This is a genomic window from Chryseobacterium antibioticum, assembly GCF_012927325.1.
Classification (GTDB): domain Bacteria; phylum Bacteroidota; class Bacteroidia; order Flavobacteriales; family Weeksellaceae; genus Chryseobacterium; species Chryseobacterium antibioticum.
On the sequence record NZ_JABBGI010000013.1, the window covers coordinates 81,381 to 99,152 of the forward strand.

The following is a 17,772-nucleotide window of genomic DNA, read 5'->3' on the forward strand; positions in this document are numbered from 1 at the left end:
CTGTAAAATCCTGAGGAATTTTTTCTCAGGATTTTTTTTATTTTAATTTCATCAAAACAATGTAATGGATAATTTTGATAAATTGTCTTAAAGTAAATAATAACCATAAAAGCTTAATGAGTTATGAAGAAAAACTACCTGATTCTCCTTTTCTTTGTCATCATAAAATTCATCCTCCAGTACTCCCTGATCAGCCCGGAATATGAGCTGCATAGAGATGAATACCTGCATCTTGATCAGGGAAACCACCTTGCCTGGGGATACCTTTCTGTGCCTCCTGTAAATTCATGGCTGGCTTGGCTGATAAAACTGGCAGGAGATTCCGTCTTTTGGGTTAAATTTTTCCCCGCGCTCTTCGGGGCATTAACTATTGTCGTGGTCTGGAAGATTATTGAAGAGCTTCAGGGCAATTTATATGCTAAAATTCTGGCTTCAACGGGGATTCTGCTTTCGGTGCTTCTTCGTCTCAATATGCTTTTTCAGCCGACTTCGCTGGAAGTGCTTCTCTGGACATTGATGTATTATCTGCTGATCAGGTATTTTAATTCTGAAAAAGTGAAGTGGCTCTATGCTGCAGCCGTGATCTTCGGAATAGGTTTTCTGAATAAATATAATATTGTCTTTTCTGTGTTGGGAATTATTCCTACCATTCTATTGACAAAACAAAGAAAAATATTTCTCCAACCCCATCTTTACGGTGCAGGATTATTAGCCGTATTGATTATGCTGCCCAATTTGCTGTGGCAATACAATAACCATTTTCCTGTTATCCATCATATGAAAGAACTTGCAGAACGCCAGCTTGTTCATGTAGATCGGTTTGATTTCTTTAAATCCCAGATTCTTTTCTTTATAGGTTCAGTTTTTGTGATCATAGCGGGATTTTATGCTTTACTGTTTTATAAACCGTTTGAGAAATTTAGGTTTTTCTTTTGGGTATATGTAGTGACAATAGCTCTGTTTGTATTTTTCAAGGCTAAAGATTATTATGCCATCGGTCTCTATCCTGTATTTATAGCATTCGGGGCTGTTTTTCTCGATCATATTCTTGAGAATGGCTGGAAGAGATTTCTTAAACCAGTCTGCATTCTGATACCTGTTCTTTTGTTTCTGCCTTTGTATCAGGTCGCTTTTCCCAATAAAAGTCCTGAGTACATTGTCAGTCATCCTGAGAAGTATAAAAAAATGGGACTGTTAAGTTGGGAAGATGGTAAAGATCATCCGCTACCCCAAGATTTTGCAGATATGCGGGGCTGGAAAGAGCTTGCTCTGAAAGTAGATCAGGAATATTCCAAGTTGTCCAAATCCGGACGTACCTTGGTACTCTGCGATAATTATGGACAGGCAGGAGCTATTAATTATTATTCAAAGAAAGGAGTAGAAGCAGTTTCCTTTAATGCAGATTACATCAATTGGTTCGACCTGAATAAAAAGTATGACAACCTCATTCGTGTCAAAGAATTTTCTAAAGATGAAGATGAACTGAAAGAAACAGGTCCCTATTTTCAAAGCTCCAAAGTAGCTGATTCCATTGTGAACAAATTTGCCAGGGAAAAAGGAACTACTATCTTTAGTTTTGAAGGCGCTAAAATTGATGTCAACAAAAAGATTCAAAATGAAATTGATGAAATGAAATGGTGATATTAACACTTAATTAACTAGAACATATCACTTCAGAGCGTGAAATATTTTCTAATTTCGTTTTCATGTAATGAACCGATGAAATCACTGTCTAAAATTTTATTGTTATCCTCGGCACTGTTATTTTTTAGTTGTACCCCTCAGAAAAAACCGGAGAAAGCTAAAGTGGTCTACAAAACCGATAATCTGTCTATTATTCAACTGTCAGATGGTATCTATCAGCACATATCCTATTTAAATACAGACTCCTTTGGAAAAGTAGAATGCAACGGAATGATCGTGAAAGACGGAAATGAAACCGTAATTCTGGATACCCCGACCAATGATAAAAGCACGGAGGAATTGATTTCTTGGATTAAAAACAGTCTTCATTCAAAGGTGAATGCTGTAGTCGCAACCCACTTCCATGATGACTGTCTGGGCGGATTGAAAGAATTTGACAAAAATAATATTCCATCTTACGCCAATAATAAAACCATAGAATTGGCAAAACAGGCTGGTGCCAATGTTCCGGGGCATGGATTTAATGAAACCATCACTCTGAACGCCGGAAAACATAAAATTTTAATAAAATTCTTTGGAGAAGGGCATACAAAAGACAATGTTGTTGCGTATATTCCTGATGAAAAGGCTATGTTCGGAGGTTGTCTGATCAAAGAAATGGATGCAACGAAAGGTTATCTTGGTGATGCTAACGTTCAGGCCTGGTCTCCAACCGTTGAGAAAGTAAAAACTCAATATCCTGATGTTAAAATGGTAATGCCAGGACATGGAGAGATAGGAGGAAAAGAAGTTCTGGATTATACGATTAAGTTGTTTAAAAATAACTGAGTTATAGACTGAATTTTCAGAAAAACATATTAATGACAGCTGATTTTAAATTTTAAAATCAGCTGTTTCTCTTTTATATCCTTATTCTAATTATAATGATAGAAAATATTAACGCAACAATGTGTCTTTAGTTGATTTTTGTTTTAACTTTGTGAAAGCAAAAGAGCAGGTGAACAAAAGATATTGATTAAGGTATTTATAAGCAATTATTTAAATACTATTTATCATTTATCATTTATTTAATAAGTAATCATTAGTTAAAAATGAAAAACTACGACGTTATTATCATAGGAGGAAGTTACGCCGGACTATCGGCCGCAATGTCTTTGGGAAGATCATTAAGAAATACCTTGATTATCGATAGCGGGAAGTCCTGCAACAGACAGACCCCACATTCCCATAACTTTATTACCCATGACGGAAAAACACCGAAGGAAATCTCTGATCTTGCCCGGGACCAGGTAGCAGCATATGATACCGTTAAATTTCATCAAGGGTCTGTCATTAAATTACGAAAAACAGAAGAAGGATTCGAAACCGAAACTTCCGCTGGTGAAAAGTTCCGTGCTAAAAGACTCATTCTGGCATCAGGAGTGAAAGACATCAGGCCGGGTATTCCCGGATTTTCAGAATGTTGGGGGATTTCAGTCCTGCACTGCCCATACTGCCACGGTTATGAAGTGAAAAATGAAGTGACCGGAATACTTTCAGATGGTGATATGGCGTATGATTTTTCAAAACTGGTGTACAACTTAACCAAGGATCTTTTCTTAGTTACCAATGGACCATCGGTTTTATCCAAAGAACAGAAACATAAACTGGCTCAGAATAATATCAGCTTAGTGGAAGATGAAGTTGAAAAGATTGAGCATGAGAATGGAAATATCCGGAAAATTATTTTTAAGACCGGAAAGGAAATTTCTTTGAAGGTTTTATACGCCAAAATACCTTTTGAACAAAACATCAATGCTTTTGAAGATCTTGGCTGTGAACTTACCGAGCACGGATTTATCAAAGTTGATTTTATGCAGAAAACAAATGTTGCCGGTCTTTTTGCTTGCGGTGATAATGTAACCATGATGCGATCTGTGGCTAATGCTATTGCTCAGGGAAATTTCACCGGAGCTGTTGTCAATAAGGAACTTGCAGAAGAAGAGTTTTGATTTTTTGTGAATTTTCAGGTTTAAAATCATGCTTTCAGATGCCGAAATCTAACGGGAAATTCCGTACATTTGGGGTGAAAAATTTCAAAAACTAAAAGTAAAATGGACATTATTTTCGACCTGATTGAAAAAGAAAGACAAAGACAAGCCCATGGATTAGAGCTTATTGCGTCAGAAAACTTTGTTTCTGAGAACGTGATGAAAGCAATGGGAAGTGTACTGACAAACAAATATGCTGAAGGATATCCCGGAAAGAGATATTACGGAGGCTGTGAAGTAGTAGATGAGGTTGAAACATTAGCCATCAACAGAGCAAAAGAACTTTTCGGTGTAGACTATGTCAATGTACAGCCGCATTCCGGATCTCAGGCTAATGCTGCCGTTTATCTTGCAGTTTTGAAAGCGGGAGATAAAATTATGGGTATGGATCTTTCCATGGGAGGACACCTTACTCATGGTTCAGGAGTTAACTTCTCCGGAATTCAATATCAAGTGGTTTCTTACGGTGTTCAAAAAGAAACCGGACTTATTGATTACGACCAAATGAGAGAAGTTGCTTTAAGAGAAAGACCTAAAATGCTTATCGCAGGTTTCTCTGCTTATTCAAGAGATCTTGACTATGCTAAATTCAGAGAAGTGGCAGACGAAATCGGAGCAACGCTTTGGGCAGATATAGCTCACCCGGCTGGTTTGGTTGCCAAAGGATTATTAAATTCACCATTCGAACATTGCCACGTAGTGACCACTACTACTCACAAGACTTTAAGAGGTCCAAGAGGAGGAATGATCATGATGGGGAAAGATTTTGAAAATACATATGGCCACAAGACACCGAAAGGAGAAACAAAAATGATGAGTCAGGTATTGGACGGAGCCGTTTTCCCGGGAATCCAGGGAGGACCGCTAGAGCACGTTATTGCCGGTAAAGCAGTAGCTTTTGCTGAGGCTATAGACGGTAAGTTTGAAACGTATGCCAAGCAGGTTAGAGCCAATGCACAAGCATTATCAAAAGCGATGATCGACAGAGGTTTCGATATCGTGAGTGGAGGTACAGACAACCACCTGATGTTGGTAGACCTTAGAAATAAGAATGTCAACGGAAAAGAAACAGAAAAGGCATTGGTGCTTGCAGACATTACATGTAATAAAAATATGGTTCCTTTTGATGACAAGTCGCCATTCACTACTTCCGGTATCAGACTGGGAACTGCAGCGATTACGACAAGAGGCCTTAAAGAAAATGATATGGATACGATAGCAGGATTAATTTCTGATGTGGTTGATAATATCAAAAATGAAGAAGTGATCTCTTCTGTAAGAAAAAAGGTTAACGAACTGATGGAAGGAAGAGCCCTGTTCAACTATTAATTTGACTTAAAACATTATATAAAGAATGGGCATCTGTCCATTCTTTTTCATATCTACTATGGAGAAGAAATCTTTCACTTTTGATGAAATAAAACTGAAACTGGTCAACTACTGTGTTTATCAGGACCGTTGTCATGCAGAAGTTGAACAGAAAATGCGTGAATTTCTGCTCATTGAGGAAGCAAAAGATGAGATTATCCTGTATCTTTTGAAAGAAAACTATCTCAATGAAGAAAGGTTTACGCGGAGCTATATCAGGGGTAAATTTTATATCAAGCACTGGGGCAGGAATAAAATCAAAATGCACCTGAAGATGAAACAGATCTCTGAAAAGCTTATCAGCAAGTGCTTTGATGAAATAGACGAGGGTGATTATGAAAAAATGATCAGAAAGATATTTGAAGATTATTCCTCCAAGCAAAAAGGATTGCAGGAATATCAGAAAAAATCTAAAACGATAAAATATTTGATGAGCAGAGGTTTTGAATATGAGAAAATAAATGATACTTTTGACGAAACATAAGTAGATAATTGAAAAAGGAAAAGATTTGGCTGTCGCCCCCACATATGGGAGGAAATGAGCTTAAATATATACAGAACGCATTTGATACCAACTGGATTTCCCAATATGGCTCCAATATAGATGAATTTGAGAATAGTCTGGAAGATTATTTAGGAAACAATTCTCATGTCACAGCTTTATCTTCCGGAACTGCAGCCATTCATCTGGCACTACGGTTATTAAATGTTGAAGAAGGTGATTTTGTGATTTGTCAGTCTTTTACCTTTGTAGCTACTGCCAATCCTATTCTTTATCTCAAAGCTGTTCCTGTATTTGTAGATAGCGAAAGCCAGACGTGGAATATATGTCCGGAAGCACTGGAAGAAGCTATAAAATACTGCATCCAGCAGGGGAAAAAACCTAAAGCTATTATTACAGTTTCTCTATATGGAATGCCTTTTAAGGTGGAAGAAATATTCCAGATTTCCAGAAAATATGAAATTCCTGTCGTTGAAGATAGTGCGGAAGCATTAGGAAGTAAATATAGGGGTCAGCCATGCGGAACGTTTGGTGATCTTTCCATTATAAGTTTTAACGGCAACAAAATTATTACTACAGCAGGCGGTGGAATTCTAATTTCAAGAAATACTGCTGTTAAAAAAAGAGCTCTTTTTCTTGCTACACAGGCTAAAGATAATGAAGAATTTTACAGTCATTCTGAAATAGGATATAATTACAGAATGGATAATATTGCAGCCGGAATAGGAAGAGGACAGTTGGAAACACTGGAAGAAAAAATAAATCAGCGAAGAAAAAATCATGATTTTTATCAACATATAGTGAAGAATCATGATAATATTGACCTGTTTTCTGCACCAAACAGTGACTTTTATTCTAATTATTGGCTCAATACAGTCGTTCTGAAAAATAGTCTTTTAAAAGAAAAGCTGAAAAAAAAATTTTCACAGAATAATATAGAAACCAGATACCTATGGAAACCTATGCACCTGCAGCCACTCTATAAAGGATATGAGTTTTTTGGAAATAATTTATCTGGTACACTTTTTGAAGCAGGACTGTGCCTACCATCGGGAACCAATTTAACAGATGATTGTAGGGCTAGAATTTTTGAAGTTTTACAAAATGAAATTCACTAAATTTGTTTTTTTAAATTTAAGTGTAGATAAAATTTTATTTTAATTTTGTATTCGAACTTAAGAATGAGTATTAATAAAACAAGGGTATCAACCCATTTAAATATGAACACAAATACAGACAATGTACAGCTCTCTTAGAAAAAAAATATTCGGAGGTGATAATGTTGTTAATCTCTCAGACGTAAGATATCTTCCCAGATGGATAATACTTGTAATAGATATTATCATCTTGGTTATGTCTCTATTTCTTTCTACCTATACTATTGAAAAAATTACCCAAAAAGAGTTTGTTTATCATGAACATAAGAGCGTTGTCTTTGCTTTTATTATTTTGATCAATACAATGTTTATGTATTTTTTCAAAACGTATGCAGGAATTATAAGGCATTCTACTTTTATTGACCTTTTCAAACTGCTGATATCATGTTTTTGTACGATGTCCGTTATAGGGATCGTAAACCTTATTTATTTCTGGACTACAGGAGGGAAGTTTATACTAACTCCATTTCTTATATTGTACTTTATTATTTCTTTCATGGGGCTATTTCTCTTCAGATTATATGTGAAAGAATTTTTTCATATCGTAAGAGAATATAGAAGAAGTGCTCTGAAAAAGAGAATTTTAGTATTAGGCATTGATGAGCAGTCCATTGCTATAGCACGTGCCATTTTAGATAATCCAAGTTTGCCGTATCAGGTAGTAGGTTTTCTGACTCAAAGAACAGATTCTAAAAGAGCTTCTCTATTGGGGAAGCCTATTTATGAGAAAAGAAGAATAGAGGAAGATACAAAAGAAGATCTCATCATTGATGGAGTTATTATTGTTAAGGAAATGATGTCTAAAGATGAAATGAATTCTTGGGTGAATTTATTTTTAGAAAAAGATCTCAATATATTCAAAGCTCCTTCTGTACAAAAATTAAGAGATAGTGATTTAGGTGGAGCCATCAGAAACCTTCAAATTGAAGATCTTCTGAACAGAAAACCAATAAAAATTGAAAATGAAGAGGTCAGAAGCAGGCACTTCAATAAAAATATACTGGTAACAGGTGGTGCCGGTTCTATTGGTAGTGAGATCGTAAGACAGGTTGCGCAATTTAACCCTGCGTTGATTGTTGTTTTAGATCAGGCCGAAACTCCTCTTTATGATATTGAGCTTGAAGTGAAGGATAAATTTCCTCATATCAGATTTAAATTTGTCTTGGCAGATGTTTCCAATATACATAGAGTTGAACCGATATTTCAAACCTATAATTTTTCAATGGTCTACCACGCTGCTGCTTATAAACATGTTCCGTTAGTTGAAGAAAATCCTAATGAGGCGATTCGTGTCAATGTACTAGGATCAAAGAATATTGCTGTTTTATCAAACCGCTATAAGGTGAACAGGTTTGTGATGATTTCTACAGATAAAGCTGTAAACCCAACCAATGTGATGGGAGCTTCTAAAAGGGCTGCTGAATTATTTGTTCAGTCTTTACAGGATGTTGAAGGGAATACTACAAAATTTATTACCACAAGATTTGGTAATGTATTAGGATCAAACGGTTCTGTTATTCCACATTTTAAAAAGCAGATCGAAGCCGGAGGGCCAGTGACTATTACACACCCGGATATTGTAAGATACTTTATGACAATTCCTGAAGCTTGTGAACTTGTTCTTCATGCAGGAACCATGGGAAAAGGAGGTGAGATCTTTGTTTTTGATATGGGAGAGCCTGTAAAGATTTTAGATCTAGCAAGAAGAATGATTAAGTTATCTGGATTTGAACCGAATATTGATATAAAAATCATATATACAGGACTACGACCTGGAGAAAAATTATATGAGGAACTTTTAAGTGATAATGCCAAAACACTTCCAACTCATAATGAAAAGATTATGATTTCTAAAGATCCTGCGATGACATTCTCAGAAATAGAAAGCCTGATCAATTTGATTACAGATGCTTCTGTAATGGAAGAGAAAGTAGATGTAGTGAAGATTTTGAAAACAATTGTTCCGGAATTTAAGAGTAATAATTCGATTTACGAAGTATTAGATAAATAGAAAAATATAAATGTATATTTGTACAATTTTAAGAATATGAAGGGAAAAATATTAGCAATATTTTTGGCTTTGATGTTGGTTTCCTGTAAGGTTAACCAAAACAAGCCAAATGACTTAAACTATATGCAGAATATAGAAAAAGTAGCGATAGAAGCGTCAGAAAAAAATTCTAAACCTACAATACAGAGTGGTGACCAACTGATTATTCTAATTACGGCAAAAGATATGGACGTGGTGAGGCCGTTCAATCAAAATTATTCTTCATCAGAACTAGTTCAAACTAATTCTTTGGCTGGAGGAAATACTCCTAACCAAGGATTAACAACCCTTACAGGTCCAACATATATAGTAGATGCGGAAGGAAATATAGACTTTCCTATTTTAGGTAAAATTAACACAACTGATAAATCCCTGCTTGAATTTAAAGATGAACTTCGGGATAAAATGACAAAATACGTCATCAATCCTACAATAAGTGTAAGACTTGCCAACTTTAAAGTTACAGTATTGGGTGAAGTAAACAGACAGGGAGACTATACCATAACAAACGGACAGGCTACCATTCTAAATGCCTTAGGACTTGCTGGTGATTTGACATCATATGGGAAAAGAGAGGATGTATTGGTAATCAGAACAGAAAATGGTGTGATTACCCATGGACGTGTAAATCTTCGAGATGCTAATTTAATTAGTTCTCCATATTATAATCTTAAACAAGGAGATGCTATTATTATCTCTTCGAACAATACAAAAGACCTTTTAGCAAAACAGAATCCAAATACAGGACTTATCTTAACCGGAATTTCTATAGCGGTTACGGCTGTAGCAGTAGTAGTAAGTTTATTTAATAAGAAATAAAAAATTGATGGATAACCAGCAGCCTTCGCAATTTTCAGATGTTGAAAATAATTCAAATAGTATTGATATCAGTGAAATAATAAAACCTTATATACGGAAATGGCCGTGGTTTATTTTAAGTGGATTTATTGCTTTAGTTATAGGATATTTTGCCTTGAAGTTTATGACGCCAATATATGATGTACAAACTACAGTACTTGTAAAAGATGCTAAAAGCTCAGCATCCCCTGTTGCCAATGAATTGGGGTTTCTGCCTGATTTATCTGGTTTAGGAGGTTTAAAAACAAATAGTATTTCTAATGAAATAGAGATTCTGAAATCAAAAAAAATGATGCGAGAAGTTGTCATAAATCAGAATCTTCAAACAATTATAATTTCAAAGGGAAGAGTTAAAACAGTAGAATTATACAAAGAAACATCTCCAATCGAAGTCAAGGTAATCACAGAAAAGTCTGTCCATCCACCAGTTAATATTCTTAATTTAACAATTGAAGGAAATAAACTTACCGTAAAATCAGAGAAATTTAAAAAAGAAATAGTAACAACTTATGGTAAAACAATAAGCCTACCATTTGCTAATATTATTATTACAAAAAATAATGAATTTAATCCTATTGAAGCAAAAGAAATAGATGCGAAAAATCTAGAGCTACACATTTCCTCAATAGAAGCTAAGGTAGGAAGCCTTCAAAATGCTTTAAATGTAAGTTTAGTTACAAAGGAAGCTACGGTTGTTAAACTTGGCATGAAATATCCTCAAATATCAAAAGCTGAAGATATTCTCGATAATTTAGTTATAGCCTACAATAAGGATGCTATTGCTGATAAAAACTCAGAGTCAAGTAAGACTTTAGATTTTATTGAGGATAGAATAAAAAAATTGTCTGTTGAGTTGGGTCAGGTTGAAGATCAAAAAGAAAACTTCAAGTTTAAAAATAATCTTACTGATATTGAAACTGAAGCAAAAATTAATTTAGAGAGCTCAGCCGCTGCAAGAGCAAAACAGCTAGATATAGATGCCCAGTTAGAATTAACGAATGCATTGATAGGATTTGTTTCAAGACAGGGTCAGTATCAAGTTCTACCCGCTAATGTGGGTTTAAATAATCCAGATGCTACGGCAGGAATTTCTGCTTATAATCAGCTTATTTTACAAAGAAATAGATTGTTGGAATCCGCTACAACAGAAAACCCTACCGTAGTTGATGTTACAAAACAGATCAATACAATGCGCGGGTCTATAACCCAAAGCTTACAAAGAAATAAAACGGGACTTGAGCTGGCCAGAAATGAATACTTAGGTGAGCAGAATAAAGTGTCAGGGAAAATCTCTAAGTTGCCTTCTATTGAAAAAATATTTAGAGGTATTGAAAGACAGCAGCAAATAAAAGAAAATTTATATCTTCTTCTTCTTCAAAAAAGAGAAGAAACGGCTATTGCACAGTCTATTACAGCGCCTAAAGCTAAAGTGATAGATACTGCTTATGCATCAGCAAACCCGGTGTCTCCAAAGAAAAATATTGTTTTTCTTGCTGCACTTTTTTTAGGTTTATTATTACCGTTTATTATTATATATATATCACAGATATTTAATAATAAAATAGTTACGAAGCATGACTTAGATAAACTAGTCCACGCTCCTGTAATCGCTGAATTACCAAGTCTAGAGAAAGGAGATTCAGATATTGTTCAAATGAATGATGTTACCCCTATGGCTGAAGCATTCAGAATTCTTATTACCAACATGAATTTCATGCTTCCAAAAGATAACAAATATGGAAAAGTGGTATTTGTGACTTCCACAGTGAAAGGAGAAGGTAAAACTTTCACATCTGTTAATTTAGCCCTTACGCTAGCTAACCCAAAGAAGAGAGTAATTATTATTGGTTCGGATATTAGAAATCCACAGTTACAGAGATATAATCCTGCCAGAAAAGGATTGACTGGGCTTACAGAATATCTTTACTCAGATCAGACAAAATTGGAAGAAATTACTCACGTATCTTCTTTTAATCCTCATTTAGATGTGATTTACTCTGGAATGATCCCACCTAATCCCACAGAACTACTATCTAACGGACGTTATGAAATACTTGTAGGGGAATTAAAAGCAAAGTATGATTACGTTATTCTGGATACTGCCCCATTACTTTTAGTGACAGATACCTTCCTTATTTCCGAATTGGCTGACGTTACAATTTATGTGGCAAGATCTAAATACACTGAAAAAGCACTAACAGAGTTTGCAAACAATAATATTGACCAAAATAAAATTAAGAATGTTGGGTTTGTCTTAAATGATGTAAGCAGAGAAAATTTAGGATATAGTAACAAATATGGTTATGGGTATAATAACCATAAAGAACAGACATTGTTCGAAAAAATTAAAAATAAATTTAGCTAATGATGAAAACATATAAAATAGCTGTTATTGGCCAAGGCTATGTAGGTCTGCCTTTGTCCTTAGAATTTGCAAGTCATTATCCTGTTTTAGGGTTTGATATTAATAAACAAAGAGTTGATCAGCTTAACGATGGGTTGGATATAACCCTTGAAGCAGAAATAGAAAAGCTTAATGGGGGCTTGAAAAAATATAAAGATTCCAACGGAGAATCTGGATATATTGCCACAAGTCAATTATCAGACATTGCTGAGGCAAATATTTTTATAGTAACAGTTCCTACTCCTATTGACAAATACAACGCTCCGGATTTAAACCCGTTGATTTCTGCCTCAAAAATGTTGGGGGAGATCATTAAAAAAGGAGATATTGTGATCTATGAGTCTACTGTTTTTCCTGGTTGTACAGAAGAGGAATGCGTTCCGGTTTTGGAAAAACATTCAGGACTTAAATTTAATGCAGATTTTTTTGTAGGATATTCTCCTGAAAGAATTAATCCAGGAGATAAAGTAAATACACTTACCAGTGTTAAAAAAGTGACATCAGGATCTACTGAAGATATTGCGGAAGAAGTAGATGATTTATATAAAAAAATTATTACTGCTGGAACACATAAAGCATCTAGTATTAAAGTAGCTGAAGCATCTAAAGCAATAGAAAACGCACAACGTGATGTGAATATTTCTTTTGTAAACGAGTTAGCATTGATCTTTGACAGAATTGGTATTGATACCAATGATGTTCTGGAAGCTGCCGGTACTAAATACAATTTCCTTAAATACAAACCAGGTTTGGTTGGCGGACACTGTATATCAGTTGATCCGTATTATTTGGCTCACAAAGCTGAACAACTGGGATATCATCCAGACGTTATCTTATCAGGACGTAGAGTAAATGATTCTATTGCAAAATTTGTTGCTGCAAAAGTTGTTAAACTTCTTATTGCCAAAGGAGGAGTGATTAAAAACTCTCAGGCTTTGATTTTAGGGGTTACCTTTAAAGAAAATTGCCCGGATGTAAGAAATACTAAAGTTGTAGATATTTATAAAGAACTTGTAGATTATGGAATAAACGTAGATATCTATGATCCATGGGCAAGTAAAGAAGAAGTCAAGCATGAGTATGGTATCGATATCGTAGATGCACTTCCGGAAGGGAAAAAATATGATTCTATTATTATAGCAGTTTCTCATAACGAATTCCTTCAGATGGATCTTGCACAACTGAAGACAGAAAATGCTGTAGTTTTTGATACTAAAGCTTGTTTAGATAGAAATTTGGTTGACGCGAGATTATAAAATTTAAAATGAATTATGACATCATAATCATCGGAGCAGGGTTAGTGGGATTGGCAACAGCTTATCAGTCTAAGCTCAAAAATCCAAAATCTAAGATTCTTATTTTAGAGAAGGAGAATAATGTATCCCTGCATCAATCTGGCCATAATAGTGGAGTTATTCATAGTGGAATATATTATAAACCAGGAAGTTTAAAAGCAAAAAACTGTATTGAAGGTTATAATTCTGTGATCAATTTTGCGAAAGAGTATGGAATAAAATATGACCTATGTGGTAAGATAATTGTTGCATCTTCAAAAGAAGAACTTCCGCTTTTAGATAATATATACAACAGAGGTATAGAAAATGGTCTTGATAATTTAAAATATCTTTCAAGAGAAGAATTTCGTGAGATAGAACCTCATTGTGAAGGTGTAAAGGCTATTAAAGTGCCTCAAACCGGGATTATAGACTATCCGGGAGTTGCAAAAAAAATCAAAGAGCTTTTCGAAGAACTTGGAGGAGAGGTTAAATTTAATCAGGAAGTTAGAGATATTACTGATAAAGGTTCAGAAATTATTGTTCAAACCAATATTTCTGAATTTAAAACAGCTAAACTCATTTCATGTGCTGGACTGTATTCGGATAAGGTTACCAACATGACCAATAAAAAGAATGATGTCATCATTATTCCTTTTCGCGGCGAATATTACAAGATAAAAGACGAGAAAAAATATTTGGTAAAACATCTTATTTATCCTGTCCCAGATCCTAATTTTCCATTTTTGGGAGTTCATTTTACCAGAATGATTGATGGGAACATTGAAGCTGGACCAAATGCTGTGCTAGCTTTTAGAAAAGAAGGCTATAAATTTTTTGATTTTAACTTCAGCGAGACTATGCAGACTCTTACATGGCCGGGCTTTAGAAAAATTGTTGCCAAGTATGGTAAAACAGGAATGGGAGAGGTTCACCGCTCACTGTCAAAATCTGCTTTTACAAAAGCATTACAAAAACTTATGCCTGAAATACAGGAAAACGATCTTGTTACCGGAGGGGCTGGAGTAAGAGCGCAGGCATGTGACAGAAATGGGGCATTGATTGATGATTTCGATATCGTGAAAAATGGAAATATTATTCATGTAAGAAATGCACCTTCACCTGCTGCAACGTCATGTCTTTCTATAGGGAATAAGATCAGCGAGCTTATAGAAAATTGATTTTTTTTGGAAATCTATTCACTTAAATAAACACTATATATGAAAATTCAGATGGTTGACTTAAAAGGGCAATATGCAAAAATAAAAAAGGAAGTAGATGCTGGAATTCAGGATTGTATTGATAATACAGCATTTATTAATGGACCTGCTGTAAAAGAATTTCAACAGGATTTTGAAAAATATTTAGATGTAAAGCATGTTATTCCATGTGCAAATGGTACTGATGCATTACAGATTGCAATGATGGCTCTTGACTTAAAACCTGGAGATGAAGTCATCTGTCCCGCCTTTACTTACGTAGCAACTGCTGAAGTTATGGGGTTGTTAGGATTAAAGCCAATCATGGTAGATGTAAATGAGGATACATTTGATATTGAATTTAGAGGTTTAGACAAATATTTAACTCCAAATACCAAGGCTATTGTTCCTGTTCATTTATACGGACAAAGTGCAGATATGGAGAAAATTCTTGAATTTGCAGAAAAACATAATTTATTTGTAATAGAAGATAATGCTCAGGCAATAGGTTCAGATTACACATTTTCGGATGGTACTGTTAAGAAAACAGGTACAATTGGTCATATCGGCTGTACTTCTTTCTTTCCTTCAAAAAACTTGGGATGCTATGGAGATGGGGGAGCTATAATGACCAATGATGATGATCTGGCTTTAAAGATAAGAATGATTGCCAACCACGGACAGGAGAAGAAATATTACCATAAAGTAGTAGGTTGCAACTCCAGATTAGATACCATTCAGGCTGCAGTTCTTAAAGTAAAACTAAAATACCTTGACGAATATTCAGAAGCTAGAAATCAAATGGCATCTTATTATGATGAGAATCTTGCAGGTATTTCCGAAATTCAAGTTCCCAAAAGAGCTGAAAATTCTACTCATGTTTTTCATCAGTATACCCTTAGAGTGAAAAACGGAAAAAGAGATAAGTTGCAGCAGTACCTTGCTGAAAAGAATATTCCAAGCATGATCTATTACCCACTTCCGTTGTACAAACAAGAAGCGTTTAAGCAATACGTTTCGGAAGGGTTTGGTTTACCTGTGACAGAAAAACTTTGTGAAGAAGTGATTTCTTTACCTATTCATACAGAGTTTGATCAAAAATCTTTAGATCTTATAACAGCTGAAATTAAGAGTTTCTTCAATGTTTAATAAAATTTTTAAGCACTCTCTTCAATTAAACTACAACGATTTTTTTATAATACTACTATTTCTCTTATTTGCAGTTTATAGTATTTTTTTTGGAATCGAGATGATGGATTCTGGATTCATCATCTCGTTATCTAAAAAAATAGAATGTGGGTTTGAGATTTATCGGGATTTTGATTATGTAAGACCCCCAATTAGCATATATTTTTGGAATTTATTATTAAAGCCATTTTGGTATTTTCATGATTACGTTTTTTTAATAAGCAGAGTTCTTGTTTTTATACAATTCGTAATTATTTCTTATAATATTTTGAGCATTTTAAAATTAGATGCCCAATCTAGTTGGATTTATCTAACTATTATCACTGTCTTGTCTATTAACATCTTTCCACTAATGCCTTGGCACACTACGGACGGACTCTTTTTCTTAAGCTTTGCAATTAGATATTTATATTTCAGAAAGTTTATTTTATCACTTTTCTTTGCATTATTGGCTTTTGGCATTAAACAATCCTTTCTCATTCCTTTCCTTATGCTGCTAGTTTATTGTGTTGTTCAATACAAAAAATTAAACTTTAGAGAAAACTACTGGTATGTATTAGTCATTGCTATATTTTTTATATTTATCAATATTTATTTCAATGCCCTAGATTCTCTGTATTATTACAAATCATCATCTTCTGGACAGATGTCAAATTTTTTTAAAACAGGATTTCAGCACTTTTGGAATGCATTTTTTATAAAAAGAAATTTATTGTTCCTAATTGTCGGTGGGGGTATTGTTGTATTTTTAAAGAAAAAGAACATTCGTAATTTTATTAGAATTTATCTGTGTATTCTTCTTATTTATTGTTTTTGTCTTCCACCTATCTTTAATTTATATTACCAATTGGTAAATAGTAATCAGCATCAATATTTTAATTTTGATTTATTTGATAATATTTTTGTTATATCAATTATTTACTGCATTGTAGAATTAAGATTTAATTTTTTCACTGTTTTTCTAATGATTTGCATATGGAGTCTATCCATTTCTTGGGGATATAATTCGATTATCCTAGGTCTATCATTACTGACAATAGTATATAAAAATGAGGTAAAATACCTTTTTTCTAATAAAATAACAATTTCTGTTATTATTTTTATAATATTGTCATTAAGACTTACCAATACATATGGTGAGGAAAATACATTCATTTCTGAAAGATTAAGCAGGATTACAAATACACCCATTATTTCAGGAATTTTTACTACTGTTGATAAAAATAATTATATAAACGAATCCAAAAGGATTGTTGAATTTTATAAAAACAGTATCTTTGTCAATTGTTTGGTCTTCGGATCTGCAATGTATGATGAGTTCCCTAATAGAGCGGTTTGGGAATATGATGTTGAGTCTCCAAATTTAGATAAAGATATTGCTTTACTACAAAGAAATGATGTTGTTTATATAATCGATAAAACTAGAAAACACAACTCTTTCCATAAAAGTACTTTTTCGGAAGAAATCTTGTCCAAAAAAAAATTAATAAAAACCACTCGTTATTTTGAGATATATAAATAAGTAATATGGATTATTTTGCACACGAAACAGCTGTCATAGATGAAGGCTGTGAAATAGGAGAAGGAACCAAAATTTGGCATTTTTCACACATTATGTCAGGTTGTGTCTTAGGAGAAAAATGTAATATTGGGCAAAATGTGGTCGTTTCACCGAAAGTTATTTTGGGAAAAAATGTAAAAGTTCAGAACAATGTGTCGATCTACGAAGGTGTTATCTGTGATGATGATGTTTTTCTGGGACCTTCAATGGTTTTCACCAATGTGATCAACCCACGGAGTGCTGTAAACAGAAAGAATGAATACCTCAAAACACATGTAGGAAAAGGAGCATCTATTGGTGCTAATGCAACCATTGTATGCGGATACAATATAGGACAGTATGCATTCATTGGTGCCGGGGCTGTGGTGACGAAAGAAGTTCCCGATTATGCTTTGGTAGTAGGAAATCCGGCAAGACAGTTAGGATGGATGAGCGAATACGGACATCGTCTTGAATTTGATGCGGAAGGAATTGCTATATGCGAAGAAAGCGGAGAAAAATATAAAATTGAAAGTAATAAAGTTTCGAAAATTTAAA

At 34.3% G+C, this 17,772-nt stretch carries 14 protein-coding genes; all 14 read left to right on the top strand.

The genetic code is table 11. The annotated features are described in order from the left end of the window. Window positions 1-123 precede the first annotated feature (123 nt). The 14 genes from HHL23_RS11655 (at window position 124) to HHL23_RS11720 (ending at window position 17,771) form a co-directional block, all read left to right on the top strand. Entirely contained in the window at window positions 124-1,641 is a 1,518-nt protein-coding gene (locus HHL23_RS11655) for a glycosyltransferase family 39 protein (RefSeq protein WP_169234976.1), read from the top strand. A 78-nt stretch (window positions 1,642-1,719) separates the two neighbouring features. Continuing rightward, window positions 1,720-2,472 carry a subclass B1 metallo-beta-lactamase gene (gene bla / locus HHL23_RS11660; RefSeq protein WP_169234977.1) on the top strand — a complete coding sequence of 251 codons (753 nt, stop codon included), beginning with the start codon at window positions 1,720-1,722 and terminating at the stop codon, window positions 2,470-2,472. A 263-nt stretch (window positions 2,473-2,735) separates the two neighbouring features. Further along, the gene (locus HHL23_RS11665) at window positions 2,736-3,635 is read left to right on the top strand and encodes an NAD(P)/FAD-dependent oxidoreductase (protein WP_169234978.1); all 900 of its coding nucleotides are present in this window, start codon (window positions 2,736-2,738) and stop codon (window positions 3,633-3,635) included. Between the two features lie 102 nt (window positions 3,636-3,737). Beyond that, the gene (glyA, locus tag HHL23_RS11670) at window positions 3,738-5,003 is read left to right on the top strand and encodes a serine hydroxymethyltransferase (protein ID WP_169234979.1); all 1,266 of its coding nucleotides are present in this window, start codon (window positions 3,738-3,740) and stop codon (window positions 5,001-5,003) included. Between the two features lie 58 nt (window positions 5,004-5,061). Continuing rightward, window positions 5,062-5,526, top strand: coding sequence for a regulatory protein RecX (locus tag HHL23_RS11675; RefSeq protein ID WP_169234980.1), 465 nt, complete (start codon window positions 5,062-5,064; stop codon window positions 5,524-5,526). Between the two features lie 8 nt (window positions 5,527-5,534). Further along, window positions 5,535-6,662, top strand: a complete 1,128-nt coding sequence (locus tag HHL23_RS11680) for an aminotransferase class I/II-fold pyridoxal phosphate-dependent enzyme (RefSeq protein ID WP_228464726.1) — start codon at window positions 5,535-5,537, stop codon at window positions 6,660-6,662. A 121-nt stretch (window positions 6,663-6,783) separates the two neighbouring features. Next, window positions 6,784-8,712 carry a polysaccharide biosynthesis protein gene (locus tag HHL23_RS11685; RefSeq protein ID WP_169234981.1) on the top strand — a complete coding sequence of 643 codons (1,929 nt, stop codon included), beginning with the start codon at window positions 6,784-6,786 and terminating at the stop codon, window positions 8,710-8,712. A gap of 123 nt (window positions 8,713-8,835) precedes the next feature. Further along, window positions 8,836-9,570 (top strand): polysaccharide biosynthesis/export family protein, encoded by a 735-nt coding sequence (locus HHL23_RS11690; RefSeq protein WP_228464729.1) that lies wholly within the window; start codon window positions 8,836-8,838, stop codon window positions 9,568-9,570. Window positions 9,571-9,577: 7 nt separating this feature from the next. Continuing rightward, window positions 9,578-11,974, top strand: coding sequence for a GumC family protein (locus HHL23_RS11695; protein ID WP_169234983.1), 2,397 nt, complete (start codon window positions 9,578-9,580; stop codon window positions 11,972-11,974). Continuing rightward, window positions 11,974-13,269: a nucleotide sugar dehydrogenase gene (locus HHL23_RS11700; protein ID WP_169234984.1), complete on the top strand. Its 1,296-nt coding sequence runs from the start codon at window positions 11,974-11,976 to the stop codon at window positions 13,267-13,269. The genes HHL23_RS11695 and HHL23_RS11700 overlap by 1 nt, the downstream gene beginning before the upstream one ends. A gap of 8 nt (window positions 13,270-13,277) precedes the next feature. Beyond that, window positions 13,278-14,468 (top strand): L-2-hydroxyglutarate oxidase, encoded by a 1,191-nt coding sequence (gene lhgO, locus HHL23_RS11705; RefSeq protein WP_169234985.1) that lies wholly within the window; start codon window positions 13,278-13,280, stop codon window positions 14,466-14,468. 39 nt (window positions 14,469-14,507) lie between these two features. Continuing rightward, a complete protein-coding gene (locus HHL23_RS11710; RefSeq protein WP_169234986.1) occupies window positions 14,508-15,635 on the top strand; it encodes a DegT/DnrJ/EryC1/StrS family aminotransferase in 1,128 nt (375 codons plus the stop codon). Continuing rightward, complete coding sequence (locus tag HHL23_RS11715) at window positions 15,628-17,196, top strand: hypothetical protein (RefSeq protein WP_169234987.1); 1,569 nt, start codon at window positions 15,628-15,630, stop codon at window positions 17,194-17,196. Before HHL23_RS11710 ends, HHL23_RS11715 begins: the two co-directional genes overlap by 8 nt. 5 nt (window positions 17,197-17,201) lie before the next feature. After that, window positions 17,202-17,771, top strand: a complete 570-nt coding sequence (locus tag HHL23_RS11720; RefSeq protein ID WP_169234988.1) for an acyltransferase — start codon at window positions 17,202-17,204, stop codon at window positions 17,769-17,771. Window position 17,772: the final 1 nt, after the last annotated feature.